Source organism: Gracilibacillus sp. D59 (genome assembly GCF_052246695.1).
GTDB lineage: Bacteria > Bacillota > Bacilli > Bacillales > Amphibacillaceae > Gracilibacillus.
This window is the reverse complement of record NZ_JBQQCK010000004.1, coordinates 204687-223761: the sequence shown is the minus strand read 5'-3', so window position 1 is coordinate 223761 and position 19075 is coordinate 204687. Positions and strand designations below refer to the sequence as shown.

General features: G+C 37.3%; 14 protein-coding genes. 11 read left to right on the top strand and 3 right to left on the bottom strand.

Annotation, left to right across the window (positions count from 1 at the left end; genetic code table 11):
- Window positions 1-53 precede the first annotated feature (53 nt).
- On the top strand, window positions 54-872 hold the full coding sequence (locus ACTWP4_RS09385; protein ID WP_443128505.1) for a polysaccharide deacetylase family protein: 819 nt from the start codon (window positions 54-56) through the stop codon (window positions 870-872).
- A gap of 285 nt (window positions 873-1157) precedes the next feature.
- On the opposite strand, the gene ACTWP4_RS09380 is transcribed toward ACTWP4_RS09385, so the two are convergent.
- Window positions 1158-1613: a DUF2188 domain-containing protein gene (locus ACTWP4_RS09380; RefSeq protein WP_443128504.1), complete on the bottom strand. Its 456-nt coding sequence runs from the start codon at window positions 1611-1613 to the stop codon at window positions 1158-1160.
- A 25-nt stretch (window positions 1614-1638) separates the two neighbouring features.
- Window positions 1639-1965 (bottom strand): four-helix bundle copper-binding protein, encoded by a 327-nt coding sequence (locus ACTWP4_RS09375; protein ID WP_443128503.1) that lies wholly within the window; start codon window positions 1963-1965, stop codon window positions 1639-1641.
- A gap of 145 nt (window positions 1966-2110) precedes the next feature.
- On the opposite strand from ACTWP4_RS09375, the gene ACTWP4_RS09370 reads away from it, so the two are divergent.
- From ACTWP4_RS09370 to ACTWP4_RS09360, 3 genes are read left to right on the top strand one after another with little or no spacing between them, the layout of a single operon-like run.
- Window positions 2111-3091 (top strand): sugar-binding protein, encoded by a 981-nt coding sequence (locus ACTWP4_RS09370; RefSeq protein WP_443128502.1) that lies wholly within the window; start codon window positions 2111-2113, stop codon window positions 3089-3091.
- Window positions 3084-4493: a sensor histidine kinase gene (locus ACTWP4_RS09365; RefSeq protein WP_443128501.1), complete on the top strand. Its 1410-nt coding sequence runs from the start codon at window positions 3084-3086 to the stop codon at window positions 4491-4493. Before ACTWP4_RS09370 ends, ACTWP4_RS09365 begins: the two co-directional genes overlap by 8 nt.
- A 4-nt stretch (window positions 4494-4497) precedes the next feature.
- Window positions 4498-6024 (top strand): helix-turn-helix domain-containing protein, encoded by a 1527-nt coding sequence (locus tag ACTWP4_RS09360; protein WP_443128500.1) that lies wholly within the window; start codon window positions 4498-4500, stop codon window positions 6022-6024.
- A gap of 422 nt (window positions 6025-6446) precedes the next feature.
- Here ACTWP4_RS09360 and ACTWP4_RS09355 read toward each other — a convergent pair whose 3' ends face one another.
- Complete coding sequence (locus tag ACTWP4_RS09355) at window positions 6447-7328, bottom strand: helix-turn-helix domain-containing protein (RefSeq protein ID WP_443128499.1); 882 nt, start codon at window positions 7326-7328, stop codon at window positions 6447-6449.
- Between the two features lie 142 nt (window positions 7329-7470).
- Between ACTWP4_RS09355 and ACTWP4_RS09350 the strand changes: the two genes are divergently transcribed.
- From ACTWP4_RS09350 to ACTWP4_RS09320, 7 genes are all read left to right on the top strand, one after another.
- The gene (locus ACTWP4_RS09350; RefSeq protein ID WP_443128498.1) at window positions 7471-8484 is read left to right on the top strand and encodes a zinc-binding alcohol dehydrogenase family protein; all 1014 of its coding nucleotides are present in this window, start codon (window positions 7471-7473) and stop codon (window positions 8482-8484) included.
- A gap of 59 nt (window positions 8485-8543) precedes the next feature.
- Window positions 8544-9377, top strand: coding sequence for an amidohydrolase family protein (locus ACTWP4_RS09345; RefSeq protein ID WP_443128497.1), 834 nt, complete (start codon window positions 8544-8546; stop codon window positions 9375-9377).
- A 16-nt stretch (window positions 9378-9393) separates the two neighbouring features.
- Window positions 9394-10329: an aldo/keto reductase gene (locus ACTWP4_RS09340; RefSeq protein WP_443128496.1), complete on the top strand. Its 936-nt coding sequence runs from the start codon at window positions 9394-9396 to the stop codon at window positions 10327-10329.
- A 72-nt stretch (window positions 10330-10401) separates the two neighbouring features.
- Complete coding sequence (locus ACTWP4_RS09335) at window positions 10402-12219, top strand: beta-L-arabinofuranosidase domain-containing protein (protein WP_443128495.1); 1818 nt, start codon at window positions 10402-10404, stop codon at window positions 12217-12219.
- 111 nt (window positions 12220-12330) lie between these two features.
- Entirely contained in the window at window positions 12331-14577 is a 2247-nt protein-coding gene (locus ACTWP4_RS09330) for a glycoside hydrolase family 95 protein (RefSeq protein WP_443128494.1), read from the top strand.
- A gap of 49 nt (window positions 14578-14626) precedes the next feature.
- A complete protein-coding gene (locus ACTWP4_RS09325) occupies window positions 14627-16045 on the top strand; it encodes a family 43 glycosylhydrolase (RefSeq protein ID WP_443128493.1) in 1419 nt (472 codons plus the stop codon).
- Window positions 16046-16303: 258 nt separating this feature from the next.
- Window positions 16304-18721 carry a glycoside hydrolase family 31 protein gene (locus ACTWP4_RS09320; RefSeq protein WP_443128492.1) on the top strand — a complete coding sequence of 806 codons (2418 nt, stop codon included), beginning with the start codon at window positions 16304-16306 and terminating at the stop codon, window positions 18719-18721.
- The last annotated feature ends 354 nt before the right edge of the window (window positions 18722-19075 follow it).

Below are 19075 nucleotides of genomic sequence, written 5' to 3'. Positions count from 1 at the left end.
TGCCGCAATTACGTTATAATTAAATGAAAACGCTTCAAAAGGAGATGGATAATATGCCTAAAGTAGTGATGACTTTCCCAGAAGGAAAATTCAAAGTATTAACGATGAGCTATGACGATGGGAGAGCGGCGGACAGACGTTTAGTCGATATCTTTAATCGATATGGAATTAAGGGATCTTTTCACTTGAATTCAGGCTTACTCGGAGAAGGAGATAGAATACCAGCAGAAGAAATAGCGTCGTTATATCAAGAACATGAGTTGTCAGCACATACTGTCACACACCCTACCATTGCACGTTCCCCGAAAGAACAGCTAATAGAAGAAGTAATGGAAGATCGAAAAAAGCTGGAAGAACTGGCAGGTTACCCAGTAAGAGGACTATCCTATCCGAATGGTTCTTATAATTCTTTGGTGAAAGAGTTGTTACCTTATTTAGGGATCGAATATGCAAGAACAGTAAATAGTACAGGCAACTTTAGCATGCCGGATAATTTTATCGAATGGAATCCAACTTGTCATCATAATCGAAACCTTTTCCAACTGGCAGAGGAGTTTGTTTCTTTACATAAAAAACAATATTTATACATGTTCTATGTATGGGGCCATAGCTATGAATTTGACCATGATAATAATTGGGACTTAATCGAGCAATTTTCTGAATTTATTGGTGGTAGAGAAGGTATTTGGTATGCAACTAATATTGAAATTGTTAATTATATCAAGGCATTTAGGAGACTGCATTTTTCAGCAAATAGTCAGTTTGTCTATAACCCGTCAGCGCAATCTGTTTGGCTAAGTGTTGATGAACAGGTTATGGAAGTGCCTAGTGGTAAACAAGTGGATTTGGTAAGGGAAGAGACCTGGAAATAATAAGTCGTCTGGTTACGATTTTATTCAAGTTTATTAATTTTACTATCAAGAAAAAGGCTGACCAAAGTGTGTGAGATACCTCTGGTCAGCCTTCTTATATTAGTTATTATCATTTTCACTGTTTTTCTGATTGCCTTTTGCATATTTTCCTTGGCGGCCATATTCTTTGTTGATTTTATTTGTTCTTTCTTCGCCGCTTTTTCCTTGATTGTTGGCCATAAAGTATCATCTCCTTTCTCTATGTTGTACTAATGTGATACCCGATGCTAAAACGATTAAACTATATTATTCTGAGAAAGTTACGTTTTCTTGAATGGAACCGTCCTTTTTATGGATTATAGCAGCGGTTCCTTTATTAGCGGCAATTTCTTTTGCTCTGTCAATAGCTTCATGTTTATTGTCGAAAACATAAGAAGCTTGTTTGGCGTCTTGTACTTTTACTGCCCAGCCATTTTCATGTGGAATGACGTGCTCGCCTTTTTCCAATAATTCGGGTCTACTATTCTGTGCATCGTCATCACGGCTACGCAAGTCTTCGTCACTCATTTGTTTTACTTGTTGAATCTCTTCATCAGAGGCATTTTCATACCATTCCTTTGCCTGTTCGGTTGCAATTGGAATAGCTTGTCCTTCCTTGTACCCTTCATCGACCATGGCATTGGCGATATCAATGGCTTTTTTTCTTACGGGAGTTTCTAAATTTTTTAATGAACTTGGATAATCATTTGCATCCCAAGGCATTGTATCTCTCCTCTCCTATTATCATTTAGGCAACATCGTTACAAACTTTTGCACATTGGAAGCAAGCATTTGCACAACTCTGACAATGATCATGATGATGTTTGTTACATTCTTCCCCACATGATTGGCAAATTTCAGCGCAAACAGCAGCCAGTTGCTTGATAAAGGGTGAATTTTTTGTAATAGCTGATTCTAAATAACTACAAATATCCGCACATTCCCGGTCAAGCCGAATGCATTCAGTCATCATCTCTACATTTTCTTCTTTTAGACACGCATCAAAACAATGGTTGCATTTTGTCATACAAATGTGTAAATGGTCTAATAATTTTTGGTATTTTGGATTAATCATCATTATAACCTCCATTCTAGAATTGTTATTTCATAATGTACGATTCCCATATATAGGATGAATAAACATAAGAGTAGTTAGTTTTCGTTTCAAAATCGGTGTGCTATCATAATTCGTATCCATCATGGAAGAACAGGAGGATGACATGAGAAGTAGTAAGTTATTACATATCATACTTATTTCTTGCTTTGCTATAGCTGTGAGTTTTTCGATATATTTTTATATGCAATCTAAAGGCTATCAATCCAAAATAACGGATGCCACATCAAAAGAAGAGGTACCGACATATCACTTTGCTTTAATCGGAGAAGAAATGGATCATGATTACTGGCGGTTAGTAGGTGAAGGTGCAAAAGATATGGAGAAAAAATACGATGTGTTTGTTGAATATGAGGGGCCAAGGCGTTCAAATCCAGAGGAACAATTGAAGCTTCTCGACATTGCGATGAAATCCAAAGTCGACGGCATAATTGTACAAGCGTTGAATGACAAATTTTTGCCAGTGATTAATCAAGCAGTAGAGCAAGGTATTCCTGTGATAACGATTGATACCGATGCTCCAGATAGCAAACGATCTGCTTACATTGGAACAGATAATTATGAAGCTGGTAAACTCGCTGGTAAGACATTGGTAGAAGATACTGGTGGTAAAGCTACAGTCGGAATCATCACAGGTAGCTATGACAACGCTCATCATCAGCTGCGTGTGGAAGGATTCAGAGATGTTGTCGAAAAAGAACCTGGAATTGATATTGTAGCGATCGAGGAGTCGAATATTACGAGAGTGATTGCGGAAGAAAAAACGCACAATATGTTAAGTGATCACCCTGAAATTACTGCTTTATACGGTACGAGTGCATTAGACGGAATTGGTATGGTTGCTGCTGCTGAATCATTAGGAGTAGAAGAGTCCCTATATATGATCGCCTTTGATACATTACCATCGAATATTGCACTGCTAGAAAAAGGAAAAATTGATGTATTGATTGGTCAAAAACCATATGAAATGGGCTTTCGTAGTGTAGAATTAATGTTGGACTTGATGAACAATCGTGAAATAAAGGATGTTTATCACACTAATGCATCTGTGGTAAGGAAAGAGGATATAGGTGATTCTGATGATTAGGATTAGAACGAAACTACTTATTTATTTTGCTGCTATCCTGTTATTAGTGATTATATTATTTTTCATTCGTGAACAAAGTGCACAAAGAATCGTAGAATTACATAATGAACGTTCCGATCGTTATTTTTTGTTAAACGAAATAACGAATAATACAGACCAAACTTATCAATCACTGCAAATTTATGTTCATGAACCATCAGATGAAAACCTCCAATATTATAAGGAAGACAAGCAACGATTAAAAGAGTTACAACAACAGTTTGCGATGGCTACAGAAGATAGTATAGACAAGAAAAACTATGTCCATTTATTAACAAGCTTTCTCGAATTTACAGATCTAACGGCAAAAGGTGTAGCGCAAGATAACATTGAAGAGTATTCCTATTATTTGAATGAAGCAGATAATAGTGCAACCTATATTCATGAGAAAACATTAGAGTTAATAAATTCAGAGCTTACCGTGTATCAAAATTTAATAGAGCTAGAAGACCAACGAGTGCAATCTTCCAAAAATATGGGGACCGCTATTTTTATATCTGTGATAATCCTAAGTATTTTGTTTGCCTTATGGTTTTCTAATGGGATTACAAGGGCGATTGAACGTCTGACTGGTGCTGCTAAAGAAATTTCGCAGGGGAATTACACCGTGGAAGATGTCGTTGTGCCTCAAAAAGATGAACTAAAAATTTTAACGGACACGTTTAATCAAATGAAATGGAATATTGTTGAAGCAATTCGGGAAATGAAAGAAAAAGCTCGGATGTCTCAATTATTAAAGGAAATGGAACTAAAAAGCTTACAAAATCAAATTAATCCTCATTTTTTGTTTAACACATTAAATACGATTTCGAAAACATCCTATATTGAGGGAGCAGAGCGAACTAGTGATTTAATTTCTTCTGTTTCTACCTTGTTACGTTACAATATCGGTAGTTTGGACAGGGAAACTTATTTGAAAGATGAAGTAGAGATCGTAAAGGAATACTTTTTTATTCAAAAAACAAGATTCGGTGACCGGGTAAGATTCCATCAAGAAATTGAGGAAGAGTGTTTACAAACACCAATACCTTGTTTGACATTACAGCCTATCATGGAGAATGCCTTTATGCACGGTATTGAGGAAATGGCGGATGGTGCAGAGATTACACTTGCCATTTATCAAAAGGAAGAAAAAGTCTGGATCGACATAACAGATAACGGTGTGGGGATGGATCAGGAAACGGTAGATCGCTTATTAGCAGCTGAGGAGCATACCGAAACGAACAGAAAAGGTCATTCCACAGGTATCGGAATGCGAAATGTAATCGATCGCCTGAAGTTATTTGATAAAAAAAGTGATGTAACAATTCAATCAGAGGTTGGCAAAGGAACAAGAGTTACCATTAAGCTACGGAAGGAGTGACAAAATGGTAAAAGTTATGCTTGTAGATGATGAGGCAATTGAACGGGAAGGAATTCGGATGATGCTAAGTCGTAACAGATCTAATGCCGAAATCGTTGTAGAAGCGAAAAACGGCAAAGAAGCGGTTGAACTTGCAACGATTCATCGGCCAGACATTATTTTTATGGATATTAAAATGCCGGAATTTGATGGTTTGGTTGCGATTGAAAACATTCTTGATCGCTTACCTGATACAAAGTGTGTAATGGTATCTGCATTTGATACCTTTCAATATGCTAAACGGGCAATGAAATTCGGCATAAAAGAATATCTATTGAAGCCAAGTAAAGTATCTGAGGTACTGGAAGCCTTCGATCGTATGGTTGCGGAACTAAATGAAAAAAATGATGTAAACGAACGATTAGAACAAGCGAGTGCATTGGTGGAAATGGAATTTATTTTAACACTGATGATGGATCATGTGCATGAGTTTAATACCGAAGATTGGTTGAAATGGCTGGATGTCGAGAATACAAAAGGGTTTGCGGCTGTCTTTTCTTTTCAGTCGGAGTCACTTCGACCTGAACGTGAACAAAAGAGTAACTGGTATCGCACTTTAAAGGACGGATTATCAAAGCTGCCTTATCATACTTTCGTGGGACCACTGACTGGCTATCAAGTTCCGGTTTTAGTGAAATATGAGGAGTATACCCTTGATCAATTTGCTAGAGATGTTATTCAGGATATTCAACGTGATTTACACGATTGCCAACTCTATGTCGGAATAGGCGCGATTATTACGGATTTACAGGACTTTTCTAGGTCTTACCAAGAAGCACTGTATGCTTTGGAACAGGTGCAAAACCACTCCCGTGCTAAATATCAGGTCTTTAATGAGCAGATCGCTGAAAAAAGAAATGATCGGATCCATTTTGAAGAAGAGAAAGCATTACTTCATGCCATTAAGAAAGGAGATCATCAGCAAGGGACGTATTTATTTGATAGGTATTTTCAATCGGTACAACAAAATGAAAATTATCAAGTACCTATCATTCAAAAAACAGTCGAAAATTTTTTTATAGTATTATCGAGAATGACAAAAGAACTCGGTCTTGATCAGAATATCCAAATGAGCTTTGATCAGTTCGAAACAGCGACACAAATAAAAGAAGCAGCCAAGGCCCATGTACAAGATGTCATTAAACAGATACGCGAATGGCGTTCGACTGGAGTCCATGGCGTGTTATTGCAGGCAAAGGATTATATTGAAGCATATTATCAGAAAAATATAACACTGGAAGAAGTAGCAGAGGCAGTAGGGCTAAGTTCGTATTATTTGAGTAAGCTGTTTAAAGAACATTTTCAAATTACTTTTGTTGAATATCTAACGCAAACTAGGCTGATAAAGGCAAAAGACTTATTATTAGATGATCGAAAATCTCTGAAAGAAATTGCTTTAACGATCGGATACAAAGATCCCAACTATTTCAGTCGAGTATTTAAAAAAGAAACCGGACTAAGTCCAAGTGAGTATCGGAAGCAGTATTCTTAACAGCGGTTAGAGGATCACTTTTCTCCTGAGAACATAATTTTGACAGGGGGGAGGTCGTTGGTTCGAGCCCAATCGGAATCATCCTATGTAAAGAACCTGAAACCTTGTTCTATCAAGCGGTTTAGGCTCTTTCTCTTTTTTGTGTTATTCGTTCTATGTTTGGGCACTTTTTAAAATTGCACTAAACTTGTACCTTTTACCAATTAAATATGAAGGAAAAGAACCTAAAGGGTTTTTCTCGTTCTGTGCAATATGGTACCCAGAAGATATGCAAGATGAGATTGTAACATTACAAACATTCTTGATAACACAAACACTAATCATGATTTCGATATGTTTTCATAAAATGTCTCGGATAAATTGAAACAAAAGCTTGCGTGAAACCGCATACAACTTTAGTCTTTTTTTAGATGAAACCTCATCTAATCGCTGGACGATTTAAACATATTTCTTTGTTTTTTGCGATAGCTTGAAGGAGTAGTCCCTATAAATTTTTTGAACGTGCGATAAAAATGAGGTGTACTATCAAATCCACTTAGCTCGGCAATATGAGCAACAGGGTAGTCCGTTTTCCACAATAGCTCTTTAGCTTTAAAGGTTCTTTTTTTGTTCATATATACAGTAAGTCCAATGCCCGTTGCTTCTTTGAAGACTCTACTGAAATGAGCTGGACTAACATGCGCTTTCTCAGCTAATAGGCTCAGAGATATATTATCTTGGAGGTTACGGTCAATATACGCGAATATTTCGTTCATCCAAAAGCGGTTAAAGTTTTCTTCCTTAAACGCTTGATCTATTTGCTCAATACTTAAGCGAGATAAATAAAGTAATATTTGATGGGTAATTAAGATAGCGGCATGAATAGAGCCCATTTGTTTTTCTTGTAATTCCTGATCTATATCATTGAGATACTTTTCAAAAGTCATTTGTTTCGTTTCTGACAGAGATATTTTATAGTGTTTGTGTTTTTTAATTTTTTCAACAATAAATGTATAGGAAAAGTTTTCATCAATCGGTATGGTTTGAATTAATGCAGGGCTAAAAAAAACGACAGATGAAGTCACTAAATCATCTTGATTGGGTACAGCATGGTGAATAGTGTCGTTGGGGACCAAGAATACATCCCCTTGGTTCATATCATAAAGCGTGTTATTAATAAAAAATGTACCTGTACCTTTATGAACATAAATAATCTCATGAAAATCATGCATATGGGTTGGTAATTCATTTTGAGGTTCCTTACTGCCTTTATAAACAAAGGAAAAAGGAAATAAGGAATTAGCATTTTTTTTAATAGCTTTCATAAATATCACCTATCCTTACTTTATATCAAAAAACAGTATAAATAAAGCAATAAATGCAATTTTTATTTCAATTTATTTTTGTTAACCTATATTTATACAGTATATTTATTTCATTATGAACACTCATAGGAGGCATATATAATTGAAGGCTATTGTTTGTGAAGAACCTAGAGTATTTAAGCCGATTAACAAGGAAATCCCTCAACTTGAAAAGGGTAAAGCTCTTGTTAACGTAAAGCGAATAGGAGTATGTGGAACAGATTTGCATGCGTTTACAGGGAATCAACCATTTTTTGAGTATCCTAGAGTATTAGGGCATGAGCTTGCGGGGGTTATCGAATCAGTAGGAAAAAATCCTTATAGTTTAGAGCAAGGTGATCAAGTATCTGTTATTCCTTATATGGAATGTGGTGAATGTATTGCCTGTAAAAAAGGATTAACAAATTGTTGTACAAAGATGCAGGTGATGGGGGTCCACTTTGATGGGGGGATGACGGAACAAATCTCTGTTCCATGTGATCACCTGATTAATACCAATACATTAACGTTGGATCAAAGTGCTATACTAGAGCCTTTAAGTATTGGTGCACATGCGGTGAGACGGTCTGATTTGCAAAAAGGTGACGTTATTCTTGTGATTGGTGCAGGACCGATAGGGTTAGGAGTTATGCAGGCTGCTAAGCAAAAAGGTGCTAAAGTAATTGCGATGGATATGAACGAAGAACGATTAGCTTTTTCTGAACAATGGGCAAATGTAGACGATTCTATAAATGTATTAAACGGACCTGTTGAGCAACTGATGAGTATTACGAATGGCGATATGCCAAGCATTGTTTTCGATGCCACCGGAAATAGTAAATCCATGATGGATGCTTTCCAATATCCAGCCAATGGAGGGAAATTAATATATGTAGGATTAGTTAAATCAGATATTACCTTTTCCGATCCCTTATTTCATTCAAAAGAACTTTCGCTAATGGCAAGCAGAAACGCGACAAAAGAAGATTTTGATTTTGTTATACAATCTATTGAAAGTGGTTTCATTGATGAAAAGAGTTTTATCACGCACCGATCGACATTTGATGACCTTACAAATGAATTCGAAAATTGGTTGAAGCCAGAGAATGGTGTAGTGAAAGCGATGATTAAGATATAATCATCAATTAATCATTTTGAAATCTATATTAATTGAAAAAGTGGTAAGGTGGTGAAGAGATGCGAATTGATGCACATCAGCATTATTGGAAGGTAAGCAGAGATGATTATGGTTGGATTACTCCAGATATTCCTACACTATATCGTGATTTTCTCGAAGAGGATTTAATTGAACAACTGAAGAAGTCAGGAATAGACAAAACAATTGTTGTGCAAGCTGCTCCGACGATTGAGGAAACTGAATTCATTCTCTCACTAAGTGATCATGCAACATCGGTAATTGGTGTAGTGGGATGGATTGATATTGATCACCCCTCCTATAAGGAGCAACTAGAGACTTTTCGAAAACATCCTAAGTTTGTTGGAATTCGCATTATGATTCAAGATATGCCTGATGAGAATATTATTTTAAGTAAAAAATTCTTGGATGCATTCTCATATTTTGAAAAAATAGATCTCCCGGTAGATCTATTAGTTACTTCTAGTCAGCTTCCGGCCGTATGTGAATTGTTAAAGCGTGTGAAGATAAGAGGAGTAATCGATCATATTGCTAAACCAGATATTGAAAAGGGAAAGTTAGCACCCTGGAAAACACAAATGGCTGAAATCGCCAGTTACCCGAATATCTATTGTAAACTATCTGGAATGGTTACCGAAGCAAATCATGATAACTGGATTACTAAGGATATGATTCCTTATGTGCATCATATTGTAGAGGTATTTGGACTTCATCGCATTATGTATGGTAGTGATTGGCCTGTCTGTTTATTAGCAGCTAGTTATGATCAGGTTTACCAATTACTGAACGATGCTCTCCCTCAAGAAGTTACCAAAGTAGATAAGGAATTGATTTTTGGCCAAAATGCAATCGACTTTTACAAATTAAATAGTTAATAGAGGAGGAGTCATTTTGAAATATAGGAAACTAGGACATACCGGATTAGATGTTTCAGTACTTAGCTATGGAGCATCATCATTAGGATCTGTTTTTAGGGAAATCAATGAAACGGAAGGCATTAAGACTGTACACGCAGCCATTGATCAAGGTATAAATTTGATTGATGTTTCACCATATTATGGTTTAACAAAGGCGGAAACGGTTTTAGGTAAGGCATTAACTGATGTTCCTCGTGATAAATATTTTCTTTCTACAAAAGCAGGCAGATTTGGTGCAAATGATTTTGACTTCTCTAAGAAAGCAATAACTAAAAGTGTAGATAAGAGTTTACAAAGACTAGGGACGGATTATGTAGATATCTTATATTTGCATGATATCGAATTTGGTTCATATAACCAGGTAATAGAGGAAGGTATACCTGCTTTGGAAGAATTAAAAAAGCAAGGGAAAATTCGTTTTTTGGGTGTATCTGGTTTACCACTTATTATTTTTGAAAAAGTGCTAAAGCAGGTAGATTTAGATGTTATCCTTTCCTATTGTCATTATTCTTTAAATGATACATCTCTGCTTTCGTTATTACCTTTATTAGAAGACAAGCAGGTGGGGTTAGTGAATGCATCCCCATTATCGATGGGATTATTAAATTCGCGAGACGTAGCTAGCTGGCACCCGGCTGATAAGGAAATTCAGCAGCTGTGTATGAAAGCAGCCGAATTTTGTGAAGCACAAGGTGAAGACCTTGCTAAATTGGCCATTCAATATGCAACACAAAATGAGTCGATTCCCACTACACTAGTCAGCACAGCTAGTGTGAAAAACATAACGAAAAATATTAAGTGGACCGAAGAACCGATCAATCAGGATATATTAGGGGAAGTTCTAGATATTCTTGAGCCTATTCATAATAAGACCTGGCAAAGTGGGAATGCAGAGTGGAATGAAAGGTGATAGTTATTTTTATCACGGTGTAAGCCTCACTTTATACATTTAATCTAACTCATTTTAGAAAGTGGTGTTAGCATGTTTGCCAACTTTAACTTGGATGAAGTAACATTGAACGACAAATACTTCGCTTTCCGAAGAGATCTCGTAAAAAAATATATTATGGATTTTGAAATAGATCGTCTTATGCATACATTTAAAATCAACGCAGGTATCCCCTCAATTGCAAAACCGCTTGGTGGGTGGGAAGACACTGAATGTGGCTTGAGAGGACATTTTGTAGGTCATTATCTATCCGCTTGTTCCAAATTCGCATTTGCTGATCATGATGAACGTTTGCAAGAGAAAGCATATAAAATTGTTGATATAATGGAAAGTTGCGCGCAACCAAATGGTTTTCTGAGCGCTTTTGAAGAAGATCAGCTGGGTATACTTGAATTGGAAGAGAATAGGAATGTCTGGGCACCATATTACACATTGCATAAAATTATCCAAGGATTGGTCGATTGTTATCTCTTCCTTGGTAACGAGAAATCTCTGAAACTAGCATTAAATCTGGTGTATTATATTAGGAGTCGTTTTAAAAAACTCTCCTTTTGGAAGATAGACGGTATCCTTCGTTGTACAAAGGTGAATCCTGTGAATGAGTTTGGAGGGATCGGTGATTCCCTTTACACGTTGTATGAGATTACTAAGGATTCAAACATACTTGAGCTTGCCAAGATTTTTGATAGAGATTACTTTATAGATCATTTAGATAAAGGAGACGATGTGTTGGAAAATCTGCACGCCAACACGCATCTTCCAATGATTATTGCAGCTATACACAGATATAACATTATGGGGGAGCATCAATATAAGTCAGCGGCTGAAAATTTTTATAATTTTGTACGAGGCAGAACCTTTGCAAATGGAAATAATAGTTCAAAAGCCACTGCCTTCATTAAAGATGGGGTTTCCGAAAAATCAGAACATTGGGGAAGATATGGTGATTTGAAAGATTCTCTTATAGGTGGTGAAAGCGAGAGTTGTTGTGCACATAATACAGAGCGCATCTTAGAGAAATTGGTGGAAAGTTCTTCTGCTTCTGTGACGCATTTTAATCATCTGGAAAATTTAAAATATAATGCGGTATTAAATAGTGCAAGCAATAAAACAGGGCTTTCTCAGTATCATCAGCCGATGGGAAGAAACGCCATCAAAAAATTCAGTGGATTATACGATTCGTTCTGGTGTTGTACGGCGTCTGGAGTTGAGGCAATGAGTGAAATCCAGAAGAACATTTGGTTTAAAAGTGAAGACGCCATCCTGCTCAATGCATTTATCGCTTCAGAAGTTGTGTGGAATGAAAAGGATGCTAAGATTACGCAAATCACGGAATATCCTGATCGTCTCGTTTCTACGCTTATCATTGAGGTCACGAAACCAACACCGTTTAAATTAATGCTGAAAGAAGAAGCAGTAAAGTCTATAAAAATTAATTCTCAACCTGCTAACCTTGTCAAGGAAAACGGTTACATTATAATCGATCGCATTTATGAAGAAAAGGATGAAATTGAAATTGATATTAATGCTGCTTTGCATGTAATTCCGCTTCAAGGTGACAAAGATCGACTTGCGGTCATGTTTGGAAATGTCTTACTCGCGCAAATAGGGCCTAGTCGGAATTTGAAGGGAATTTCGAACGACAATATCAATCAATTTTTTATTGAATCAGGGAAAGAGCAATTAGAATATACGGTTTATGACAAGCAAGGAAGTGAATCTAAATTTATTCCTTTATTTAGAGTGGAGGAAGAACAATATACCGTATATATCGATCGGACCGAAGATTCTTTGCGGGAAAATAATTTTTCATTTGCTAAAGATGGTAGAACAGCATACACATCGGCATGAAAGTCCGTATTTGATAGTTGACACTGCTACTAATGGAAGTCTCACGATATACGAAATGGTATAGAGATTTGTTTTTAACTAAATATTTTGAAAGTGGAAAGGAGAAACACTATGAATTCAAATGATCGCCTCTGGTACAAACAGCCAGCGAACGATTGGAATGAAGCTTTACCAATCGGAAACGGAAGATTAGGTGGAATGGTTTTCGGTCGTGTTCATAAGGAACGAGTGCAATTAAATGAGGATTCTGTTTGGTACGGGGGACCAAGAGATCGAAACAATCCTGATGCATTGGAGCATTTACCTCAAATTAGAAAGTTATTAGCTGATGGAAGATTAAAAGAAGCAGAGGATTTGGCAGCACTCACCATTACAGGAACACCCGAAACACAGCGCCATTATGAACCATTGGGTGATCTTTTTATAAATATGAAACATGATGATTCCGATATATCTAATTATTCTAGAGAGTTAGATTTGGATCATGCCATTACGAGAGTACAATATTCGATAGGAAACATCGGGTTCAAACGAGAGATATTTACTAGCTATCCAGATCAAGTAATGGTGATCCGGTTAACGTCTACTAAAGCGAATGCTATCTCGTTTCAAACATTGTTAGATCGGGGAGAGGCAAGAAACTACGATGAACTTGATGCCTTATCAAACAATTCATTGGTCATGCGAGGAGAAACAGGAGGGAAAGACGGTATTGTCTTTCGATGTGCAGTAAAAGCAATAGCAGAAAATGGCTCAGTTAAAACACTTGGAAATCATTTGATTGTTGACAAAGCGGATGCAGTAACATTGATTCTCTCAGCAGCTACTTCATATCGCTATGATGATCCGGAGCAGCAATGTTTAAAAATGATTGAAAAAGCATCAGTAAACACTTACCAAGAGTTGCTGCAAAATCATATAGAAGATTACCAGAAGCTATTTAAGAGAGTAACCTTAAATTTAGGTGAAGATCACAACGAGAACGCCGATTTGGCGACAAATCACCGTTTAGATTTAGTGAAAGAAGGTAAGGAAGACCAATCCTTAATCAGCACCTACTTTCAATTTGGACGTTATTTACTGATATCTTCTAGTCGACCCAATTCACTACCAGCAACATTACAGGGGATTTGGAATGAAAAAATGCTGCCGCCTTGGGACAGTAAATTCACTATTAATATTAACGCGCAGATGAATTATTGGCCAGCAGAAATCTGTAATTTATCTGAATTGCATCATCCACTATTTGAACATATCGAGAAAATAAAAACGAATGGTAAAAAAACTGCTGAAAGTATGTATGGATGTCGTGGTTTTACTGCCCATCACAATACGGACATTTGGGGAGACACCGCCCCACAAGATATTTACATGCCAGCGACGATTTGGCCAATGGGTGCCGCCTGGCTTTGTTTACACTTGTGGGAGCATTTTGAGTTTACACGTAATGTGAAATTCTTGGATGATTCATATGATACGTTAAAAGAAGCTGCTTTATTTTTTGTTGATTTTTTAATTGAAAATGAAGAGGGATTGTTAATAACTACCCCGTCTGTTTCACCTGAGAATACGTACATTTTATCAAATGGTGAAAAAGGAACATTATGTGAAGGTCCGTCAATGGATAGTCAGATTATATTTGCTCTTTTTACTAGTTGTATAGAAGCTAGTGAGATTTTAGACGTGGATCAGACATTTCGAGATCAATTGCTCGAATTAAGAGATAAATTACCAAAACCGAAAATCGGCAAACATGGTCAAATTCAAGAATGGCTAGAAGATTATGATGAAGAAGAACCTGGTCATCGTCATATTTCACACTTGTTTGCTTTGTATCCCGGAAAACAAATGTCACCAAACTATACACCGGACCTGGCTGAAGCAGCAAAAGTAACATTAGAAAGAAGGTTACAATCTGGTGGAGGACATACAGGATGGAGTCGTGCCTGGATTATCAACATGTGGGCCCGTTTACAAGAGGGAGAAGTAGCTTATCAACATATTCTTGAATTGCTTAAGTCCTCTACTCTGCCAAACTTATTTGATAATCACCCACCATTTCAAATCGATGGGAATTTTGGAGGAACAGCAGGTATTGCAGAATTGTTGCTTCAAAGTCATACCGGCGAGTTACACCTTCTTCCAGCCCTTCCTAATGAATGGACAACAGGGAAAGTCAGTGGTCTAAAAGCAAGAGGAGGATTCGAAGTAGACTTATCTTGGGATAAAGGTGAATTGAAAGAAGCTGTTATTCATTCCTTAGAAGGAGAAAAATGTGTAGTCTTATTTAATAATCAAAGAACAGAGTTTGAAACGACGGCAGGTCACAGCTATCCGGTAGTATTTAATAAAGAATAATAATGAGTGAACGGGTTATTAAAAAATAGAATAGAAATGAGGAATTAAGATGCATTCACTGAAAAAACAAGCAGTAAATCCATATCTACCTTCATGGGAGTATATACCAGATGCAGAACCTTACGTTTTCAATGATAGAGTCTACATTTATGGATCACATGATTGTTTTAACGGTCATGCTTATTGCTTAAAGGATTATGTATGCTGGTCCGCACCGATAAATGATTTAGCAGACTGGCGTTATGAAGGTGTTATTTACCAAAAAACCGACGATCCGTTGAATAAGGAAGCAAATATGTGTCTTTATGCACCAGATGTTACAGTGGGTCCTGATGGGCGGTATTATTTGTACTATGTACTGGATAAAGTCTCCGTAGTATCTGTGGCAGTATGTGATACTCCTGCTGGGAAATACGAATTTTATGGTTATGTTCAGGATAAAGATGGCGGTCGTTTAGGAGAAAGAGATGGGGACGAGCCGCAATTTGATCCTGGTGTTTTGACTGAAGGAGATAAAACATATCTTTACACCGGTTTTTGTGCTATTGGTGATACATCAAGAAGTGGTACTATGGCGACAGTATTGGGAGCAGATATGCTTACCATTATGGAAGAGACGGTAACAGTTACACCGAGTGAACCATTTAGTAAAGGTAGTAGTTTTGAAGGTCATGAATTTTTTGAGGCACCTTCCATAAGGAAAATAGGAGATACTTATTATCTAATCTATTCTTCTATTGTCATGCATGAGCTGTGTTACGCCACTAGCAAACATCCAACAAAAGGTTTTGAATATGGAGGAGTTATTGTAAGTAATAACGATATGCATATTGATTCTTATAAACCTGTTAACAAGCCTATGTACTATGGAGGGAATAATCATGGTAGCATAATTGAAATCGAGAATCAGTGGTATATTTTTTATCATCGCCATACCAATGGTTCCAATTTCAGTCGCCAAGGTTGTATCGAACCAATCGAAATTCTAGCAGATGGTACGATTCCTCAGGTAGAGATGACATCATGTGGTGCTAACGGCAAGCCGCTTATCGGACGTGGAGAGTATCCTGCCTATCTGGCATGCAATCTCTTTTGCGATGACGAGGCAATGTATACAGGAGATCTTTGGATGGACACTCAATTTCCTAAAATTACACAGGATGGAAAAGATGGGGATGAGGAAATAGGGTATATTGCCAATATGACTGAGTCTGCAACAGCTGGCTTTAAATACTTTGACTGCAAAGGAATAACAAAAGTAAAAATCAAGGTGAGAGGATATTGTAATGGTGCTTTTGAAGTGAAAACATTTTGGGACGGGCCAGCATTAGCAAAGCTACCAGTTAAGTTTACAAATGTGTGGACCGAATATTCTGCAGATATTGCTATTCCAGATGGTATTCATCCATTGTATATTTCGTACACAGGCAATGGTAGAGCCAATCTAGCTTCTTTTACTTTAGAATAACTTCGGATTTCATCGGTATTTCATGAGGCTATTTAATTAAAAATCTAAAAGGATAAATATAGCATGATAAAATCTATTATTTTATCACGGTACTAACCGTCTGTAAGACCCCTACTTCAAGCTTCAAGTGACACAATGAAGCTAAATGGGGGTAAACAGAAGCTAACACCCTGATACGTTTCGCTAATGATCAGTGGGGTCAAAATCTCACCCGGTTCATAGTCTCGCTTTATTAATCATGAAGGGTAGGTAAGTGTGATGGAAGTAGTAAAGAGTACACGGCAAAAAGATCAGTTGCTCATAGAATGCAGAAATGGTCTCATGAAAATTATTCCTTATACGGAGTCTATCATTCGTATACGTTATACATTGGAGAAACAATTTGATGAAAAGGAAAGCCTTTTTGTAGAGCCAAATGCTCAACAGAATCTTCCTTATTCCATAGAGGAAAAAGAGGATATAATTGTATTTTCGACAAGGAAGGTACACATTCATATTGATAAACATACTGCTGCATTTACTTATAAGGATGTTTCAGGAAAAGTTTTAACCAAGGAACCAAAGCATGGAGGCAAAACGCTTGTTCCAACCGAAGTAATCAAACCGGTTTATGATCAGCATACAGAGATTGAGAATTCACACAATGTAGATGGGGCGCGTGCGAAAGCTGAGGCCACGAAACACGTGGTAGATCGCATGGCTTATCATACCAAACTGGAATTCGAATGGGTCGAGGAAGAAGCCCTTTATGGGTTAGGTTCACACGAAGAAGGTGTGCTCAACCTGAGAGGAACCCATCAATATCTGTATCAACAAAATATGAAAGCGGTTGTGCCTGTATTGGTGTCGACAAAAGGATATGGCATCGTCGTCGATAGTTATTCGACGATGACGTTCCGTGATGACATACATGGCTCCTATATTTGGACCGATATGGATAGTGAAATGGACTATTATTTCGTATATGGCCCAGATTTTGATCAAATTGTAAAAAGTTATCGCTATTTGACCGGAAAAGCGCCTCTTTTACCGAAATGGGCGTTTGGATATGTCCAATCGAAAGAACGGTATAAATCGCAAGCGGAACTGATCTCGGTCATCCAAGAGTATCGACAACGGCAGATTCCTCTCGATTTAATTGTGCTGGATTGGCGGTCTTGGACCGGAGACCTTTGGGGACAAAAATCGTTTGATCCGGAACGCTTTCCCAATCCTACTGAAATGATGGAGGAGATTCATCAGCTGAATGCAAAATTAATGGTCTCCATTTGGCCGATTATGAGTAATGATGGTCCCAACCATGTAGAAATGAAACAAAAAGGGTATTTACTGGGAAATCAAGCAACGTATGATGCGTTCAATGAAGAAGCACGCAACCTGTATTGGAAGCAAGCAAATGAAGGGATATTTTCACATGGTACGGATGCGTGGTGGTGTGATTGTACGGAACCCTTTGAAGCGGATTGGGTGGGAGAAGTCAAACCGGAGCCGGAAGAGCGCCTTTTCATCAATACGCAAGAAGCAAAAAAATATTTAGACCCGGCTTATATTAATGCCTATTCGCTTCTTCATTCCAAGGGTCTCTATGAAAATCAACGGCAAACTACTGAAAGTAAGCGTGTGGTTAATTTAACACGGTCTTCCTATGCTGGACAACAAAAATACAGCACCATTACATGGTCTGGAGATATTGCTGCTAATTGGGAGACGATGCGCAATCAAATTGCAGCTGGTTTAAATATGTGTGTTACTGGTATACCATACTGGACCTTGGATATTGGTGCTTTTTTTGTGGCAGACCGGGAGCAGTGGTTCTGGAATGGTGATTACCAAGAGGGATGTGAGGATTTAGGCTATCGTGAGCTTTATGTTCGATGGTTACAATACGGGGTATTTTTACCTGTGTTCCGCTCTCATGGTGCAGATACGCCAAGAGAGGTATGGCGATTTGGTGAATCGGGCACTCCATTCTACGATACATTGGTGAAATATATTAAGCTGAGGTATCGTCTCATGCCTTATATTTATTCAGTTGCTGGTTGGGTCACGCACGAAGATTATACAATGATGCGTACATTAGCTTTTGATTTTAGAAATGACCCGAACACCTATGATGTAAAAGATCAATATATGTTCGGTCCATCATTTCTTGTTAACCCTGTCACAGATCCGATGTATTATGAAAGTGGTTCTGTAGAGTTGGAAGGGGTACCTAAAAAAAGATCGGTCTATCTCCCGGCTGGTACTGATTGGTATAATTTTTGGACGAATCAACGCCTCCTTGGTGGACAAACCATCGAAGCAGATGCTGATCTTGAAACCATGCCACTATATGTTCGGGCTGGCTCTATTGTACCAATTGGTCCTACTATTCAGTATACATCTGAAGAAACAAATCTCCCTATAGAAATACATGTTTATAAAGGGAATAATGGGAGCTTCTTGTGGTACGATGATGAAGGAGATAGCTATAATTATGAAAAGGGGGCATATGCCACAATACCGATTCGTTGGGAGGATCAAAACAATCTTCTTGTCATAGAAGATCGCCAAGGTACTTATCCTGGTATGAAAACGTCGACGGAATTAGTATTGACTACTATTAATGGTGAGGGAGAGAATGTCGATCAAAGGAAGATATCGTATACAGGAGAGAAGACAATCATTAATTTTTAATGGGACAGCAAATAGAGTTTCCAGGGTAATAAATTTCAGTTGCCTGCACATGAAGGCAATTGAGATTTATTGCATTGGATTTAAATGGAGGGAATTATATGTTAAGAGTGTCAATATTACTGGTATTGGATAATGAATGAGGTTATAGAATCGTTTAATAGATATACTAAGGAATTATTAAGGCTAGATCATGCAATTTGTATTTTTACTGCAAATTAATGAAATCGCTTCCAATTATATACCTAGAAAGCAAATTTTTTATATTTATCGCCAAAGAAAATTTGCACTAATTTTAAAAATATAAGATTTTAAAATGGAAAGTCTTTATGAAAACGTTAATTAAATTATCGATAA